Annotated in this window: 16 protein-coding genes and 2 tRNA genes; 3 read left to right on the plus strand and 15 right to left on the minus strand. The window is 72.1% G+C overall.

Going from position 1 to position 13,335, the window contains the following annotated elements; all coding sequences use genetic code 11:
• Positions 1-30: 30 nt before the first annotated feature.
• Genes ACFQLX_RS12480 through ACFQLX_RS12490 form a run of 3 tightly spaced genes read right to left on the minus strand, consistent with a single transcriptional unit; the run spans position 31 to position 2,674 of the window.
• A complete protein-coding gene (locus ACFQLX_RS12480; RefSeq protein ID WP_386414464.1) occupies positions 31-1,392 on the minus strand; it encodes an FtsX-like permease family protein in 1,362 nt (453 codons plus the stop codon).
• Positions 1,389-2,138, minus strand: a complete 750-nt coding sequence (locus ACFQLX_RS12485) for an ABC transporter ATP-binding protein (protein ID WP_386414466.1) — start codon at positions 2,136-2,138, stop codon at positions 1,389-1,391. Before ACFQLX_RS12485 ends, ACFQLX_RS12480 begins: the two co-directional genes overlap by 4 nt.
• Positions 2,135-2,674, minus strand: a complete 540-nt coding sequence (locus tag ACFQLX_RS12490; RefSeq protein WP_386414467.1) for a PadR family transcriptional regulator — start codon at positions 2,672-2,674, stop codon at positions 2,135-2,137. Before ACFQLX_RS12490 ends, ACFQLX_RS12485 begins: the two co-directional genes overlap by 4 nt.
• 116 nt (positions 2,675-2,790) lie before the next feature.
• Here ACFQLX_RS12490 and ACFQLX_RS12495 point away from each other — a divergent pair, with 116 nt between their 5' ends.
• Entirely contained in the window at positions 2,791-2,967 is a 177-nt protein-coding gene (locus tag ACFQLX_RS12495) for a hypothetical protein (RefSeq protein WP_386414469.1), read from the plus strand.
• A 184-nt stretch (positions 2,968-3,151) separates the two neighbouring features.
• Here ACFQLX_RS12495 and ACFQLX_RS12500 read toward each other — a convergent pair whose 3' ends face one another.
• Together ACFQLX_RS12500 and ACFQLX_RS12505 are read right to left on the minus strand one after the other, a co-directional pair.
• Positions 3,152-3,622, minus strand: coding sequence for an iron chaperone (locus ACFQLX_RS12500; RefSeq protein ID WP_386414470.1), 471 nt, complete (start codon positions 3,620-3,622; stop codon positions 3,152-3,154).
• A 245-nt stretch (positions 3,623-3,867) separates the two neighbouring features.
• Positions 3,868-4,488: an NADPH-dependent FMN reductase gene (locus tag ACFQLX_RS12505; protein WP_386414471.1), complete on the minus strand. Its 621-nt coding sequence runs from the start codon at positions 4,486-4,488 to the stop codon at positions 3,868-3,870.
• A gap of 103 nt (positions 4,489-4,591) precedes the next feature.
• Between ACFQLX_RS12505 and ACFQLX_RS12510 the strand changes: the two genes are divergently transcribed.
• Complete coding sequence (locus tag ACFQLX_RS12510) at positions 4,592-5,440, plus strand: helix-turn-helix domain-containing protein (protein ID WP_386414472.1); 849 nt, start codon at positions 4,592-4,594, stop codon at positions 5,438-5,440.
• Positions 5,441-5,502: 62 nt separating this feature from the next.
• Here ACFQLX_RS12510 and ACFQLX_RS12515 read toward each other — a convergent pair whose 3' ends face one another.
• From ACFQLX_RS12515 to ACFQLX_RS12545, 7 genes are all read right to left on the minus strand, one after another.
• Positions 5,503-6,936 (minus strand): MFS transporter, encoded by a 1,434-nt coding sequence (locus ACFQLX_RS12515; protein WP_386414473.1) that lies wholly within the window; start codon positions 6,934-6,936, stop codon positions 5,503-5,505.
• 134 nt (positions 6,937-7,070) lie between these two features.
• Positions 7,071-7,637: a TetR/AcrR family transcriptional regulator gene (locus tag ACFQLX_RS12520; protein WP_386414475.1), complete on the minus strand. Its 567-nt coding sequence runs from the start codon at positions 7,635-7,637 to the stop codon at positions 7,071-7,073.
• Between the two features lie 116 nt (positions 7,638-7,753).
• Positions 7,754-8,191, minus strand: coding sequence for a MaoC family dehydratase (locus ACFQLX_RS12525; protein WP_386414499.1), 438 nt, complete (start codon positions 8,189-8,191; stop codon positions 7,754-7,756).
• A gap of 2 nt (positions 8,192-8,193) precedes the next feature.
• Entirely contained in the window at positions 8,194-8,649 is a 456-nt protein-coding gene (locus ACFQLX_RS12530) for an FAS1-like dehydratase domain-containing protein (RefSeq protein WP_386414500.1), read from the minus strand.
• 154 nt (positions 8,650-8,803) lie between these two features.
• Positions 8,804-8,968 carry a 50S ribosomal protein L33 gene (gene rpmG, locus ACFQLX_RS12535; RefSeq protein WP_323378052.1) on the minus strand — a complete coding sequence of 55 codons (165 nt, stop codon included), beginning with the start codon at positions 8,966-8,968 and terminating at the stop codon, positions 8,804-8,806.
• A gap of 88 nt (positions 8,969-9,056) precedes the next feature.
• Positions 9,057-9,129: transfer RNA gene (locus ACFQLX_RS12540), tRNA-Met, on the minus strand.
• Positions 9,130-9,176: 47 nt separating this feature from the next.
• A tRNA-Thr gene (locus ACFQLX_RS12545) sits at positions 9,177-9,249 on the minus strand.
• Between the two features lie 156 nt (positions 9,250-9,405).
• Between ACFQLX_RS12545 and ACFQLX_RS12550 the strand changes: the two genes are divergently transcribed.
• On the plus strand, positions 9,406-10,695 hold the full coding sequence (locus tag ACFQLX_RS12550) for an amidohydrolase family protein (RefSeq protein ID WP_386414477.1): 1,290 nt from the start codon (positions 9,406-9,408) through the stop codon (positions 10,693-10,695).
• Between the two features lie 48 nt (positions 10,696-10,743).
• Here ACFQLX_RS12550 and ACFQLX_RS12555 read toward each other — a convergent pair whose 3' ends face one another.
• The 3 genes from ACFQLX_RS12555 to htpX form a co-directional block, all read right to left on the minus strand.
• Positions 10,744-11,901, minus strand: coding sequence for a bZIP transcription factor (locus ACFQLX_RS12555; RefSeq protein WP_386414479.1), 1,158 nt, complete (start codon positions 11,899-11,901; stop codon positions 10,744-10,746).
• A gap of 126 nt (positions 11,902-12,027) precedes the next feature.
• A complete protein-coding gene (locus tag ACFQLX_RS12560; protein WP_386414481.1) occupies positions 12,028-12,420 on the minus strand; it encodes a YccF domain-containing protein in 393 nt (130 codons plus the stop codon).
• Between the two features lie 17 nt (positions 12,421-12,437).
• Positions 12,438-13,319 (minus strand): zinc metalloprotease HtpX, encoded by an 882-nt coding sequence (gene htpX, locus ACFQLX_RS12565; RefSeq protein WP_386414483.1) that lies wholly within the window; start codon positions 13,317-13,319, stop codon positions 12,438-12,440.
• Positions 13,320-13,335: the final 16 nt, after the last annotated feature.

Below are 13,335 nucleotides of genomic sequence, written 5' to 3' on the forward strand. Positions count from 1 at the left end.
CCAGTAGTCGGGTCCGACGTGCCGCGGGGGCTACTCGTAGCGCAGTTCGCCGGGGTGCAGCGTGCGCTTGAGCAGGGGGAGGGTTGCCGCCGCCGCGGTGGCTGCCGCCGTGAGGACGATGAGGGTGGCCAGGGCCGGGCGTAGGAGTGGTACCGAGTCGTCGGCGGGCGTCCAGCGGGTGCCCACCGCGAAGCCCGCCGCCGAGGCGAGGAGTACGGCCGGGACCACCGGCAGCAGCGCCTCCAGCAGTACGGCCCGGCGCAGCACCCGGTAGGGCACCCCGGCGGCGTACTGGGCGGCGAGTTGCCGGCGGCGCGTGAGCAGGGACTCGGCGCTGCCGACCGCCAGTCCGCCGGCCGTCACCAGCAGGCCGGTTCCGATGGCGACGGCGGTGAGCCGGAAGCCGCCGATGTAGAAGGACGCGCTGGATCCGTACGAAGCGTGGTGGATGTCCACCAGCATGTTCTGCCACATCGCCGCGAAGCCGGTCCCGATGAAGGCCGCCAGCAGCAGCGTGCCGTGGGTACGGGCGCCGGCCCAGGGGTCCTGGCCCAGCCGGGCGGCGGCGATCAGCAGCGCGGGTCGCTTGGTGCGCCCTGCGAGACAGCGGCTGATCAGCAGCGCGATCGCCCCGGTCGAGAGCATCAGGCCGACCGCGATCAGGCCGATGACGAGCGTGGCCAGCAGGACCAAGGAGCGCTGCCCGTCCCGTACCGCCAGCTGAGCCACCCCGAAGCCGCCCACGATCAGAACGGGGGGTGCCGCCCAGAGCAGCGCCCGCTGGATGATCGGCCTGGTGACGTCGCGGCGGGTGACCGTCAGCGGCTCGGCGATGACGCGGCGCAGCGCGAAGGCGGTGGCCGCGGCCGCCAGCACGGGTACGGCGAGCGTGACGGCGACCAGGGGCAGCCAGGGGAGGGGGATGTCGGTGGGCCAGGTGAGCCGCCGGTTCGCGGGCTCGGCGGCTTCGGCCCAGGCCCACAGTCCGAGGAAGACCGCCAGCCCGGCCACGGAGCCCGCCAGCGCGGCGCCCCCTGATTCCAGGGCGGCGATCCGGCGCACCTGCCACGGAGTGGCCCCCGCCAGCCGCAGTCCGGCGAGTCGGCTGTCCCGCCGCACGGCGCCGATCCTGGTGCACTGGCCGAGGAAGGCCAGCGCGGGGACCAGCAGCAAGAGGAGCGCCGTGACCACACCGGGGCGCAGGCCCGGGTCGCCCAGCAGGTCGTTGGTGTAGGGATGCCGCCCGCTGATCGAGGCCACCGTGACGGCGCCCAGTGCGGCGACCGTGGCGGGCAGGGTGCCGGCCGCGGTGAGCGCGGGCCGGAGCCGCTCGGCTCGGCTGCCGCCGTACAGCAGCATGCGGGCCAGCTTCGCGTCGGAGGTCAGGTTCACGAGAGCTCCTCGGCGGCGGGAGGGGCGGTGGGAAAGGCGGCCGGGTCGAAGGCCGGGGCCGCCAGCACCACGCCGTCGCGCAGTGTGACCTCGCGGTCCGCGTACGCGGCGACGCGCGCGTCGTGCGTGATCAGCAGGACGGCCGTACCGGATTCCCGGACGGCGTGCACCAGGGCCGACATGACCTGCTCGCCGGCCAGCGAGTCAAGCGCCCCGGTCGGCTCGTCGGCGAAGACCACCGTGGGACCGGTCACCAACGCCCGTGCCAGCGCCACCCGTTGGGCCTGCCCTCCGCTCAACTCGCCGGGCTTCAGGCCGGACTGCGCGCGTACGCCGAAACGCTCCAGCCACTCGGCGGCGTGGCCCACGGCCTCCGCGCGGGGGCGGCCGTCGAGCAGCAGGGGGAGCAGGACGTTGTCCAAGGCGGTGAGTTCGGAGATGAGCTGGCCGAACTGGAAGACGATACCGAAGTCCGTACGCCGCAACGCGGATCGGCGCTTCTCGTCGGCCTGGTCCAGGCGCTCGCCACCGTAGAGCACGGCGCCCTCATCGGGGTTGGTGATGCCGGTGAGGCAGTGCAGCAGGGTGGACTTGCCGCTGCCGCTGGCACCGCTGACGGCGAGGATCTCGCCGGCGTCGAGACTGAGGTCCGCTCCACGCAGGGCGCGCGTGAGGCCGTACGACTTGGTGAGGCCGCGGGCCTGGAGGAGCGGGCCGGCGGTGGACTGGAGCCGGGTCGGCGTCATGAGTCGCGGACCTCCTTCTCAAGGGTGCTGATGCGCTGGGCGGTGGATTCCATCCAGCGCAGGTCGGCGTCGAGGTGGGCGAGGGCGTAGTCCGCGGAGAGCACGCTGGAGAGCGGGGCGCCGGGGGCGGTTTTGATGTGGGTCAGCTCGCGCATCCGTGCCATGTGGGCGGCGCGTTGGGCCTGGAGGTACGCACCGGAGGCGCCCTGCGGGCCGGCCAGGATCGCCACGACGACCTTGGCGAAGATGTCGTTGGCGACGAACGGGGCGGCCGGAGCGACCTCGTGCAGCCAGTCGGCGAGCTTGCGCCCTCCGGCCTCGGTGATCCGGTATCGGGTCCGCTCCGGCCCGCCATCCGCCTCGACGTCGAGGACTTCGGCGAGCTCATCACGGACGAGTCGCTGCAGGGTCGCGTACACCTGCCCGTAGGCCAGCGGACGCGCCTGCGGGAAGCGTTCGTCGTGACGTTTCTTGAGGTCGTAGCCATGGCTGGGGCCGGCACTCAGTAGCCCCAGCAGTACGTGTGGGGTGCTCATGCCCATCAGTATGCACCACGAGTATGTACTCAGTGAATAGCTCTCGGCGATCCACCGCGATCCCAGCCACACCGAACCCATCTCCGGGAGTACGAACGCCCGTTACAGTGACGCCCATGGGGCGGCCACGACTGGGCGGCGACGGCAGGTACCACGGCGACCTGCCCTGCAAATGGTGCGAGACCCTCATCCCCCAGAACGGCCGCCGCAGACCCCGCCAGTACTGCCGAACCACACACCGCGTGAAGAACTACGGCGCGTCGCTGGTCGCCGCAGTAGCCGGACTCTTCTGATCCCACCCGGCCGCGAAGAGGACACGGGATTGACCACGCAGCACCCGGACACCTTCCCCCGCGCCCTCGAAGGAGACCCTCGCCGCGCGGAAGTTGCGGGGAAGTGCGGCCCGGGGCTTTCGCGCCCCGGACCGTATCCGCCACCTCAGCCCGCCACCTCAGCCCGCCACCTCAGCCGACCGCCTCAGCCCACTGCCTTCTTCACCAGCATCGCGATCTGCTCCTCCTGCGCCGGAGTCAGCTCAGTAATCGCGAAGGCCGTAGGCCACATCGTCCCCTCGTCCAGCGTCGCGACGTCGTTGAAGCCCAGCGTCAGATAGCGCGCCTTGAACTTCGCCGCGCACTGCACGAAGCAGACGATCTTGCCGTCGCGGGCATAGGCCGGCATCCCGTACCAGAGCTTCGGCGCCAACTCCGGAGCGGCAGTCGTGATCAGCTCATGCAGACGCTCGGAGAGAACCCGATCGCTCCCCTCCATCTCACCGATCTTCTCCACCACCGCAGCCGCGGCCTCAGCAGCCTTCACCTGAGCACTGCGCGTGACCCGCTTCCCGCCCGACTCCCCCTTCAACTCCTTGGCGCGCTCCTTCATCGCAGCCCGCTCATCCTCAGTGAACCCGTCGTACGACTTCCCACCAGCACCAGCGTCCGCCATCGGCCAGCCCTCCTCGACAACCAGGTTGAATGCTCCCCATGTTACGAAGAAAGCCCCCACACGAGGCCTCACCAGCGCGACAGAAAGCCGGCTGCCGGAGCGAGGGGCCCGGAGCGACGACTCCGAAAAGACGCACCGCAACGCAGGCCCCCGACAGAGCAGCAAATCGACCGATGGCAAGTCAATCCCTATGGCTTTTCGGAGTTGTCGCGCAGAGGCCCCGCCCCCCAACGCAAACCACCCCCTCACCCCTCCCGAGCAGTCTTCAACGCACCGGCCCACCAGTCCAGTTCATCCAGCATCAGCTTCGCCGCACCGGAAGCCTCCTCAGGGACCTGCCAGCTACCGTCCGCACCGAAGTGCAGGTAGTAACGCGGGAAGGACACGTACTCCCGCACCGTATGCGCCCACAACTCCCCGAAGACCTGCCGCAGTTGCTCGATGGCCAGCACACCCCCCGTACCACCGCTGTAGCCGACGAAGCCGACCGCCTTGCGCTGCCACTGGGTGAAGTGCCAGTCGATCGCCTGCTTCAGGGCAGCCGGGAAGCTGCGGTTGTACTCGGGAGTGACCACGACGACCGCGTCCGCCTCCGCCAGCTTCCGCGTCAGCGGCTCCATCCCGGCGGGACGCGCAGGATCGGGGTCCATCGCCGGCGGCACCGCAGGCAGTTCACCGGGCAGCTCGATGTCCGCCAGGTCCACGACCTCGACCTCGAACCGCCCGTGCAACTCGGCCTGCTCCCGGAACCACTGCGCGGGCACAGGCCCGAAGCGCCCCTCGCGCACACTGCCGATCACCACGGTGAGCTTGAGCTTCTCAGAGTCGGCCTCGTACGGCCCCTGGGTCTTCTTCTCGATCTCCATGCCCACCAGGCTGCCCGCAAATCCGCAGGTCAGGGAGACCGCGCTGAGGGTAGTAGTACGAGGGCCACGCTACGGACCCCGCCGCGCTGCTACGTTCGTCCACGTGAGCGACAACGAGCTGGGCCTCTTCCTGCGCAACCGCCGCGAAGCCGTCACCCCCGCCGAGGTCGGCCTGCCGGCCGGCCCCCGCCGCCGCACCCCCGGCCTGCGGCGCTCGGAGCTGGCGACGCTCGCCGGGGTCAGCTCCGAGTACCTGACGCGGCTGGAGCAGGGCCGCGACCGCCACCCCTCCGCCGCCGTGCTCGGCGCCCTGGCCGACATCCTGCGCCTGACCCCCGCCGAGCGCGTCCACCTGCACATCCTCACCAAGGGCGCCGGGGGCGGCCCCTGCACGTCGCGCGGCTCGGTGCGTACCGTACGGCCCACGGTGCGCGCCCTGTTGGAGCGCTTGGAGCCCTCCCCCGCCGTGCTCGTCAACGGCTTCGGCGACCTGCTCGCCTGGACCGAGGGGTACGAGCGGCTGGCCCGCCCGCTCGGCCTGCTGGACGGCGAGGCGCCCAACGTCGTCCGCTACGTACTGGCCGACCCGCGCGCCCGCGACGCCTACCCCGACTGGGAACGCGTCGCCGACGCCCAGGTGGTGGCGCTCAAGCAGGGTCCGCTGCGGCACAGCCCCGAGGGGCAGGCCCTGATCCACGAGTTGACGCTGACCGCCGGGGCGGAGTTCACCGGCCGGCTGGAGCGGCTGGCGGGGCTGCTGCCGGGCCGCGGCGTCCAGCGGATCGTCCATCCGGAGGCGGGCGAACTGCGCCTGGCGTACGAGATGTTGGACCTGCCCGTCGACGACGCCCAGCGCCTGGTGGTCCACCTGCCCGCCGACCCGGCCACCGCCGCCGCGCTGGACCGGATCAACTCAACGGGCTCCGGCGCCCTGCGGGCCGTCCCGGCCTGACAGCGCCGCCGGCGTGAACGACCGAGGGCCCCGCCGTCCGGCGGGGCCCTCGACGTCCCTTCTCACGCAGCCACGTCGACCTTCCGCTCCCCCTCGGACCGCGCCACCACCGCCGACGCGGGCCGCCGCCCCGGTATCAGCAGCGCCACCGCCGCGCCCACCGCGACCGCCGCCGCCCCGGACCACAGCGCCGGGCGCAGGCCCTCGACGAAGGCCCCGGTCAGGACGTCGCCGCCGTTCGCGGTGAACACCGCCGCCAGCACCGCCACGCCCAGGGCGCCGCCGATCTCGCGCATCGCGTTGTTCGCGCCGGAGGCGACGCCCTGTTCGCGGGGGTGCACGGCTGACATCACGACGTTCGCGGCGGGCGCGAAGTACATCGCCATGCCGACGCCGCTGAGGACGAACGCGGGCACGTAGTCCCCGTACACGAAGTCCGCCGAGAGCCGGGTCGCGATCCAGCCGAGCCCGACGGCCTGCAGCAGCAGGCCCGTTGCCACCACCGGTCGGCCGCCGACGCGGTCGGAGAGCGCGCCGGCGATCGGGGCGACGATCAGCGACATGCCGGTCCACGGGAGCATCCGTACGCCCGCCTCGGCCGGCGAGTAGCCGCCGGCGCCCTGCAGGAACTGGCTGAGCAGGAAGATCGAGCCGAACATGCCGACGAACATCAGCAGGCTGGCCGCGTTGATCGCGCTGAACGCGCGGTCGCGGAAGAGGCGCATCGGCAGCATCGGGTGGGCGGCGACCCGCTCCCACAGGACGAAGCCGACCAGCAGCGCCGCGCCCGCGAGGAGGCCGGCCAGCACGCCGTACGAGGTCCAGCCGTCGGCGTTGCCGCGGATCAGCCCGTACACCACTCCGAAGAGTCCGCCGCTGACCAGCAGGGTGCCGGGGAGGTCGAGGCGGTCGTTCGCGCCGCGGCTCTCCGCCAGCCGGCGCAGGACGAGCGGGATGAGGGCCGCGCCCAGCGGGACGTTCAGCCAGAAGATCCACTGCCAGGAGAGGTGCTCGGTCAGCAGGCCGCCGACCAGGGGGCCGGTCGCCACCGCGAGGCCCTGGGAGGCGCCCCAGATGCCCAGGGCGGCGCCGCGCCGCCCGGCGGGGACGGCGGCGGTGAGGAGTGTGAGGCTGAGCGGCACCAGCAGGGCCGCGCCGACGCCCTGGGCGGCGCGGGCGGCGATGAGGCCGTCGATGCCGGGGGCCAGCGCCGCGGCGGCGGAGGCGGCGGTGAAGAGGCCGATGCCCGCGGCGAACATCCGCCGGCGGCCGAAGCGGTCGCCGAGGGCGGCGCCGAACATCAGCAGCACGGCGAAGGTGAGCGTGTAGGCGCTCACCGTCCACTCCAGGTCCTCCAGGTGCCCGCCGAGGTCGGTGCGGATGGCGGGGAGGGCGGTGATGACGACGAGGTTGTCCAGCGCGGCCATGAAGCTGGCGAGGCTGGTGATCAGAATGACCCAGACCGTGGTGCCGCGGCGCGGGGCTATCGCTTCCATGACGTGTTCCTCCGCAGAGTAGTTATCGATCAATAACTTCACCGGGCGTGGAAAGGCCCAGGCCGTACGGGGGTGGAGCGGCGGTGCTTGGTGGAGCGTGATGGAGCGCGGTGGAGCGTGGCGATCCGGCGGCCTCAGCGCTCCGGATCCGGGACCACCTCGCGGCTCTCGGACCAGAAGCCGGCCCAGACGCGGTGGTCGGCCGGGAAGCCCAGCGACACCAGGACGTTGATCAGCATCCCGAAGGAGAAGTGCTCGGCGGTGCGCACGTGGTCGCCGCCGAAGTACAGCAGCATCCCGTCGTACATCCCGGCCCAGGCGGCGCGGATCTCCCGCCCGAACTCGTGGTCCCCGGCGGCCTCCGCCTTCGCGACGGCCACGTAGGTCTGCATCTGCATCAGCAGCTTGTCCCGGTCGGCGACGAGCCGCTGGTACGCGACGGCGATCGCCAGCCCGCCGGCCTCCAGGTCATCGCCGTGCGGGCCGTACGCCTCCTCGATCACCCGGCGGGTGTCCTGGAGGCAGCGCAGCGCGGCGGCGCGGAAGATGGCCTGCTTGCCGGGGAAGAGGCGGAAGAGGTAGGGCTGCGAGACGCCGACCCGCCTGGCGATCGTCTCGGTCGAGGTGCCGTCGTAGCCACCCCGGCCGAACTCCACGACCGCCGCGCGGATGACGCTCTCCCGCCGCTCGTCTGCGCTCATCCTGACCATGGACACTAAGTTATTGGCCACTCACTAACTTGTCAACGGGCTTGCCGGAGAAAGAAGTTGGCGGCCGCCGGGACCGCATGGCCCCGACGACCGCCGACTCCGCGCCGTCAGGGCAGCCGGACCACGGCCCGGGCCATGCCCAGCACCTTCTGCCCCGCCGACATCGCCGTCAGGTCCACCCGGACCGTACGGGCCTCGTCGTCCTTCACGGCGATCTTCGCCGAGACCTCGATCAGCGCGCCCTCGTCGTCGTCCGGCACCACGACCGGCTTGGTGAAGCGCACCCCGTAGTCCACCAGCGCGCCGGGGTCGCCGGTCCAGTCCGTCACCACGCGGGCGGCGGCGGCCATCGTGAACATGCCGTGCGCGATCACGTCCGGCAGGCCCACGGAGGTGGCGAAGCGCTCACTCCAGTGGATCGGGTTGAAGTCGCCCGAGGCGCCCGCGTAGCGCACCAGTGTGTCGCGTGTCACGGGGAAGGACTGGGCGGGCAGCTCGTCGCCGACCGCGACCGCGTCGTAGGAAGGCGTCCCGTAGGAGACCATGCTCACTCCCCCTCCCCGGCGGCCCGCGCCACCAGCTTCATCAGAGCCGTCACGACCAGCTCGCCCGACTCGTCGTGCACCTCGCCGCGGATGTCGAGGATGTCGTTGCCGGCCATCGACCTGATCGAGTCGATGGTGGCGGTCACCGCCAGGCGGTCGCCCGCGCGCACCGGGCGGCGGTAGGCGAACTTCTGGTCGCCGTGCACCACCCGGCTGTAGTCCAGCCCGAGCTGCGGGTCCTCGACGACCTGCCCGGCGGCCCGGAAGGCGATGGCGAAGACGAAGGTCGGCGGCGCGATCACGTCCGGGTACCCCAGCGCCTTGGCCGCCTCGGGGTCGGTGTAGGCCGCGGTGGTGTCCCCGATCGCCAGGGCGAACTCGCGGATCTTCTCCCGTCCGACCTCGTAGGGATCGGTGGGGGGGTAGCTCCGCCCCACGAAGGACTGGTCGAGCGCCATCGGGCCCTCCTGCTGGCTGTGTCGCGTCACGCTGCGTCGCTGCGGTCGGGTCCAGTCTGGCGGACGCCGGGCGGCGGCAGGGTGGCGGATACGACAAGAGGCCGACCCCCCGCTTGTGGGGGCCGGCCTCCTGGATCGATCTTTACAGGTCCGCTTATCGAGTCTCGCGGTGCGCTGTGTGGGAGTTGCAGCGCGGGCAGAACTTCTTCATCTCAAGACGGTCCGGGTTGTTACGCCGGTTCTTCTTGGTGATGTAGTTCCGCTCCTTGCACTCCACGCAGGCCAGCGTGATCTTCGGGCGGACGTCGGTGGCAGCCACGTGAGTGCTCCTTGACGGCGGATAGGTATGAACGCAGAAAGAGTAGCCGATCGAAGGACCGAGCCTGCAATCGGCTACCGAGAGTGAGTAGCGGTGACCGGACTTGAACCGGTGACACAGCGATTATGAGCCGCTTGCTCTACCGACTGAGCTACACCGCTTTGACGCACCGACGCTTCCCAGGATAGCGAAGCGACGTGTGCACCAGAGCCCCAAAACGGAATCGAACCGTTGACCTTCTCCTTACCATGGAGACGCTCTACCGACTGAGCTATTGGGGCGAGCGATGAAGACATTACACGCTGAACGGCCGAAGGTGAAATCCGTATCGCAGGCCCCCCTCCGAGACGGCGCGGCGGCGCGCACGGGCCTCCCGGGCCCCCCTAAGCTCGTCCGGCACAGCGAGTGATCATCACCACATCCTCCCGGGAGCGGCCATGGCCGACAGCCGGGCCGGCCGGCCCCAGCAGCCCTCCACCGACGCGGCGGGCGGCCTCGTCCTCTCCGGCGCCCGCCTCGCCGACGGCCGGATCGTGGACGTCCGCCTCGGGGGCGGGCGCATCCAGGCGGTGGGCTGCGCCGGCAGCCTGACCCCGGCGCAGGACGAGCGCCCGCGCGGCAGCCTCGTGGACCTCTCCGGCTATCTGCTGCTCCCCGCGCCGGCCGAGCCGCACGGGCACGCGGAGACCGCGTTCACGGCCGATCTCGCCGGCCCGGTCCCGTACGGCAGCGAGGACGTCCAGCAGCGCACCGTCGAGGCGGCGCTGCTGCAGCTCGGGCACGGGGTCACCGCGCTGCGTACGCACGTGGGCGTCGGGGACGTCCAGGGCCTCGCCGCGCTGGAGGGGGCGCTGCAGGCGCGGCAGTCGCTGCGCGGGCTGGTGGAGCTGACGGTCGTCGCGCTGCCCCGGCTGCTCACCGGCGCCGCGGGCGCGGAGGGGCTGGCGATGCTGCGGGACGCGGTGAAGATGGGCGCGGGCGTGGTCGGCGGCCACCCCGACCTCGACCCCGATCCGGCCGGCCATACGGAGGCGGTGCTGCGCCTGGCCGCCGAGCACGGCCTGCCCGTCGACCTGCACACGGACGCCGCCGAGCCCGCCCGCCTGGCCCGGCTGGCCTCCGCGGCGGCGGGGCTGGCGCCGGGAGCGGTGCTCGGCCCCGCGACGGGGCTGGCGCGGCTGCCGCAGGCGGTGGCCGCGCGGGCGGCCGAGCAGCTGGCGGCGGCCGGGGTGGGCGTGGTCTGCCTGCCGCAGGGCGACTGCGGGGCGCTGGAGCGCACACGCACGCGCAGTGCGCGCGGCTTCGGCCCGCAGCTGGCGCCGGTGCGGCTGCTGCGGGCGGCGGGGGTGCGGGTGGCGGCGGGCAGCGGGGCGCTGCGCGACGCGGCCAACCCGGTGGGCCGGGGCGATCCGCTGGAGGCCGCCTACCTGCTGGCCTCGCTGGGGCAGGCGTCGGGCCCGCGGGCGTACGACATGGTGGCGGGCGGGGCGCGGGCGCTGCTGCGGCTGCCGGAGGTGCGGATCGAGGCGGGCTTCCCGGCGGAGCTGCTGGCCGTACGGGGCGAGCGGATCGAGGCGGCGCTGTCGCTGGCGTACAGCCGGATCGTGGTGCACCGGGGGCGGGTGGTGACGCGGACGAGCGCGGTGCGCGAGTACTGCGACACGGCGGGGGCCGCGGAGTTCGAACTGCCGCGGCAGGGGGCGCGCGGGGGCGGGGCGCAGGACTGAGCCGGCCGTGGTCCGGGGCCTCGTGCGAGGGCCCCGGACCACGGGGGGTCACTGCTCGCTCGACTCCGGGTCGAGCTTGGCCAGTTCCTCCTGCAGCTCCGCGTTCTTCTGCTCAAGCTCCTTGAGTTCCCTGGCGAGTTCGGGGTCGCTCTCCTCAAGATCCTTCAGCATCTCCGGGTCCATCCCCTCGAACTCGTCGAGCCCCTTGAGGTCCATGTCGTCACCGAGGCCGCCGGGCACCTTCGTCTCCTCGGCCATCTTCTCCATCACCGCGCCCAGGTCGAACGGCTTCGCGCCGGCCGGGGCCTCGATCTCCTCGCCCTCGCCGAGGTCGGCGTGCAGCTCCAGGTGGGTGCCCTCCTCGGGCGCGAGGACCCCGAGGTCCGTCGAGACGGAGTGCAGCCCGCCGTGCTTGAGGACGAAGTCGACCGCCACCTCCCGGTCGGGGACGCCCTTGAGGTCCTCCGTGGTCGGGAGGGGGAACTCCTTGGCGCCGCCCGCGAGTTCCTCCAGGTAGGGGGCGACCCCCTTCGCGAGCGCCTGGACCAGGCGGCGCGAGCCCGCGGTCGCGGTGATCCGCTCGACGCCGAGCCTGCCGCCCGCGTCCTTCAGCACCACCGTGTCGGCGAGTGCCTTCTTCAGGTCGGCGAGCAGCTCCGTACCCGCCGCGGGGTCGATCGGCGAGGCGCCCAGTCCGGCGAACGGGCCGCCGAGGCCGGGGGCTCCCATGTCCTCCGCCATCGCCTCCGGGTCCACCGAGATCCACTTGCCCGCGAAGAGGTCCCCGAAGACGTCCATCTCCGGCGGGAGTTCACCGGCGGTCGGGGGCGCCTCCCCCATGAGGTCGCCGAGGGCCGCCATGTCGTAGCGCAGGTAGCTCGTCCCGTCGACCTGGCGCATCTCCATGAACGTGGTCTCCGGCGTGGCCACGGAGAGGGCCGTGTCGACCTCGTCGCCCTCGCCGAGTTTGCCCAGGGGCTTGTCGGCGTGGACGTCGTACGTCACCTCCAGGTCGGCCAGGACGCGGGCGGTGCGGTCGTCCAGCGGCTCGCCGGCCTCCTCGCTGAGGGCGATCAGCTCCCCCGAGGAGGCGTCGAGGTCGAGGGAGACGTGCAGGGACTGCTGGGCCTTGAGCCGGTCGAGGGCGCCGGTGAGCTTCTGGCCGGCGGAGAGGGACTCCATGGTGCCGCAGGCCGCCGCGGCCATGGCTATCGATACGGCGCACAGGGAGGCGGTGATGGCACGGGCGGTACGGATGGCGTACTCCTCGGATGTGTGGCGGGTTCCGCTGACGCAGACGCGCCACCCATCCGAATGGTTGTACGCATGCGCTCAGGTGCGCGGAAGCGGCGCCTTCACCGGAACGATCTCGCGGCCCAGCGGGAGGAGGGAGATCGGGATCATCTTGAAGTCCGCGACGGCCAGCGGGATGCCGATGATCGTGACGGCGGCGGCGATGCCCGTGACGATGTGGCCGATCGCCAGCCACCAGCCGCACAGGATGAGCCAGAGGATGTTGCCGATGAGCGAGCCGACGCCCGCGTCCTGGCGCGGGACCGTGGTGCGGCCGAAGGGCCACAGGGCGTAGCCCGCGATGCGGAACGCGGCGATGCCGAAGGGGATGCCGATGATGGTGATGAACATGACTATGCCGGCCAGTGCGTAGCCCAGCGCCATCCAGAAGCCGCAGAGCACGAGCCAGATGATGTTGAGGAGCGTCTTCACGGTGTCGGGTCCTCTGCTCAGGGGGTGGTGGGCGGCTGCTGGCCGCCGTGGGCCATCTGTTCCAGGCGCTTGATGCGCTCGCCCATCGGGGGGTGGGTGGAGAAGAGGCCCGCGATGCCCTTGCTGTACGGGCCGAAGGGGTTGGCGATCATCAGCTGGCTGGTCGTCTCGATCTTCGGCTCCGGGGGCAGCGGGCGCTGCGCCGTGCCCGTCTCCAGCTTGCGCAGGGCGCTGGCCAGGGCGATCGGGTCGCCGGTGAGCTGGGCGCCGCCCTCGTCCGCCGCGTACTCCCGCGAGCGGCTGACCGCCAGCTGGATGATGGCCGCCGCGATCGGGCCGAGGAAGACCGCCAGCAGCATCGCGAGGGGGCCCGGGCTGTCCTCGTCGCGGCCGCCGCTGGGGATCAGCCAGGCGAAGTTCGCCAGGAACATCACCACCGAGGCCAGCGCGCCGGCCACCGAGGCGGTGAGGATGTCGCGGTTGTAGACGTGCATCAGCTCGTGGCCCAGGACGCCGCGCAGCTCGCGCTCGTCGAGGAGCTGCAGGATGCCCTCGGTGCAGCAGACGGCCGCGTGGCGCGGGTTGCGGCCGGTGGCGAAGGCGTTGGGGGCGGCGGTCGGGGAGATGTAGAGGCGGGGCATGGGCTGGCGGGCCTCGGTGGAGAGCTGCCGCACGATGCGGTACAGCCCCGGGGCCTCGATCTCGCTGACGGGGCGGGCGCGCATGGAGCGCAGGGCGAGCTTGTCGCTGTTCCAGTACGCGTAGGCGTTGGTGGCCAGGGCGACGACGAGGGCGATGATGAGGCCCGTACGGCCGAAGAGGCTGCCGACCAGCAGGATCAGCGCGGACATCGCGCCGAGGAGCACGGCGGTCTTCAGCCCGTTGTGCGACCGGTGCACTGCGCCCTCCTAGACG

Source organism: Streptomyces polyrhachis, from assembly GCF_042663125.1.
In the GTDB taxonomy this organism is placed as follows: Bacteria; Actinomycetota; Actinomycetes; order Streptomycetales; family Streptomycetaceae; genus Streptomyces; species Streptomyces polyrhachii.

Bases quoted from the DNA above. Each gene is read 5' to 3' on its own strand.
- ACFQLX_RS12515 (WP_386414473.1), bottom strand. From the start codon at position 6,936: ATGGAAGCGATAGCCCCGCGCCGCGGCACCACGGTCTGGGTCATTCTG.
- ACFQLX_RS12555 (WP_386414479.1), bottom strand. From the start codon at position 11,901: ATGGCCGCGGCGGCCTGCGGCACCATGGAGTCCCTCTCCGCCGGCCAG.
- ACFQLX_RS12505 (WP_386414471.1), bottom strand. From the start codon at position 4,488: ATGGAGATCGAGAAGAAGACCCAGGGGCCGTACGAGGCCGACTCTGAG.
- ACFQLX_RS12485 (WP_386414466.1), bottom strand. From the start codon at position 2,138: ATGACGCCGACCCGGCTCCAGTCCACCGCCGGCCCGCTCCTCCAGGCC.
- ACFQLX_RS12490 (WP_386414467.1), bottom strand. From the start codon at position 2,674: ATGAGCACCCCACACGTACTGCTGGGGCTACTGAGTGCCGGCCCCAGC.
- ACFQLX_RS12495 (WP_386414469.1), top strand. From the start codon at position 2,791: ATGGGGCGGCCACGACTGGGCGGCGACGGCAGGTACCACGGCGACCTG.
- ACFQLX_RS12500 (WP_386414470.1), bottom strand. From the start codon at position 3,622: ATGGCGGACGCTGGTGCTGGTGGGAAGTCGTACGACGGGTTCACTGAG.
- ACFQLX_RS12550 (WP_386414477.1), top strand. From the start codon at position 9,406: ATGGCCGACAGCCGGGCCGGCCGGCCCCAGCAGCCCTCCACCGACGCG.
- ACFQLX_RS12520 (WP_386414475.1), bottom strand. From the start codon at position 7,637: ATGAGCGCAGACGAGCGGCGGGAGAGCGTCATCCGCGCGGCGGTCGTG.
- ACFQLX_RS12530 (WP_386414500.1), bottom strand. From the start codon at position 8,649: ATGGCGCTCGACCAGTCCTTCGTGGGGCGGAGCTACCCCCCCACCGAT.
- ACFQLX_RS12525 (WP_386414499.1), bottom strand. From the start codon at position 8,191: ATGGTCTCCTACGGGACGCCTTCCTACGACGCGGTCGCGGTCGGCGAC.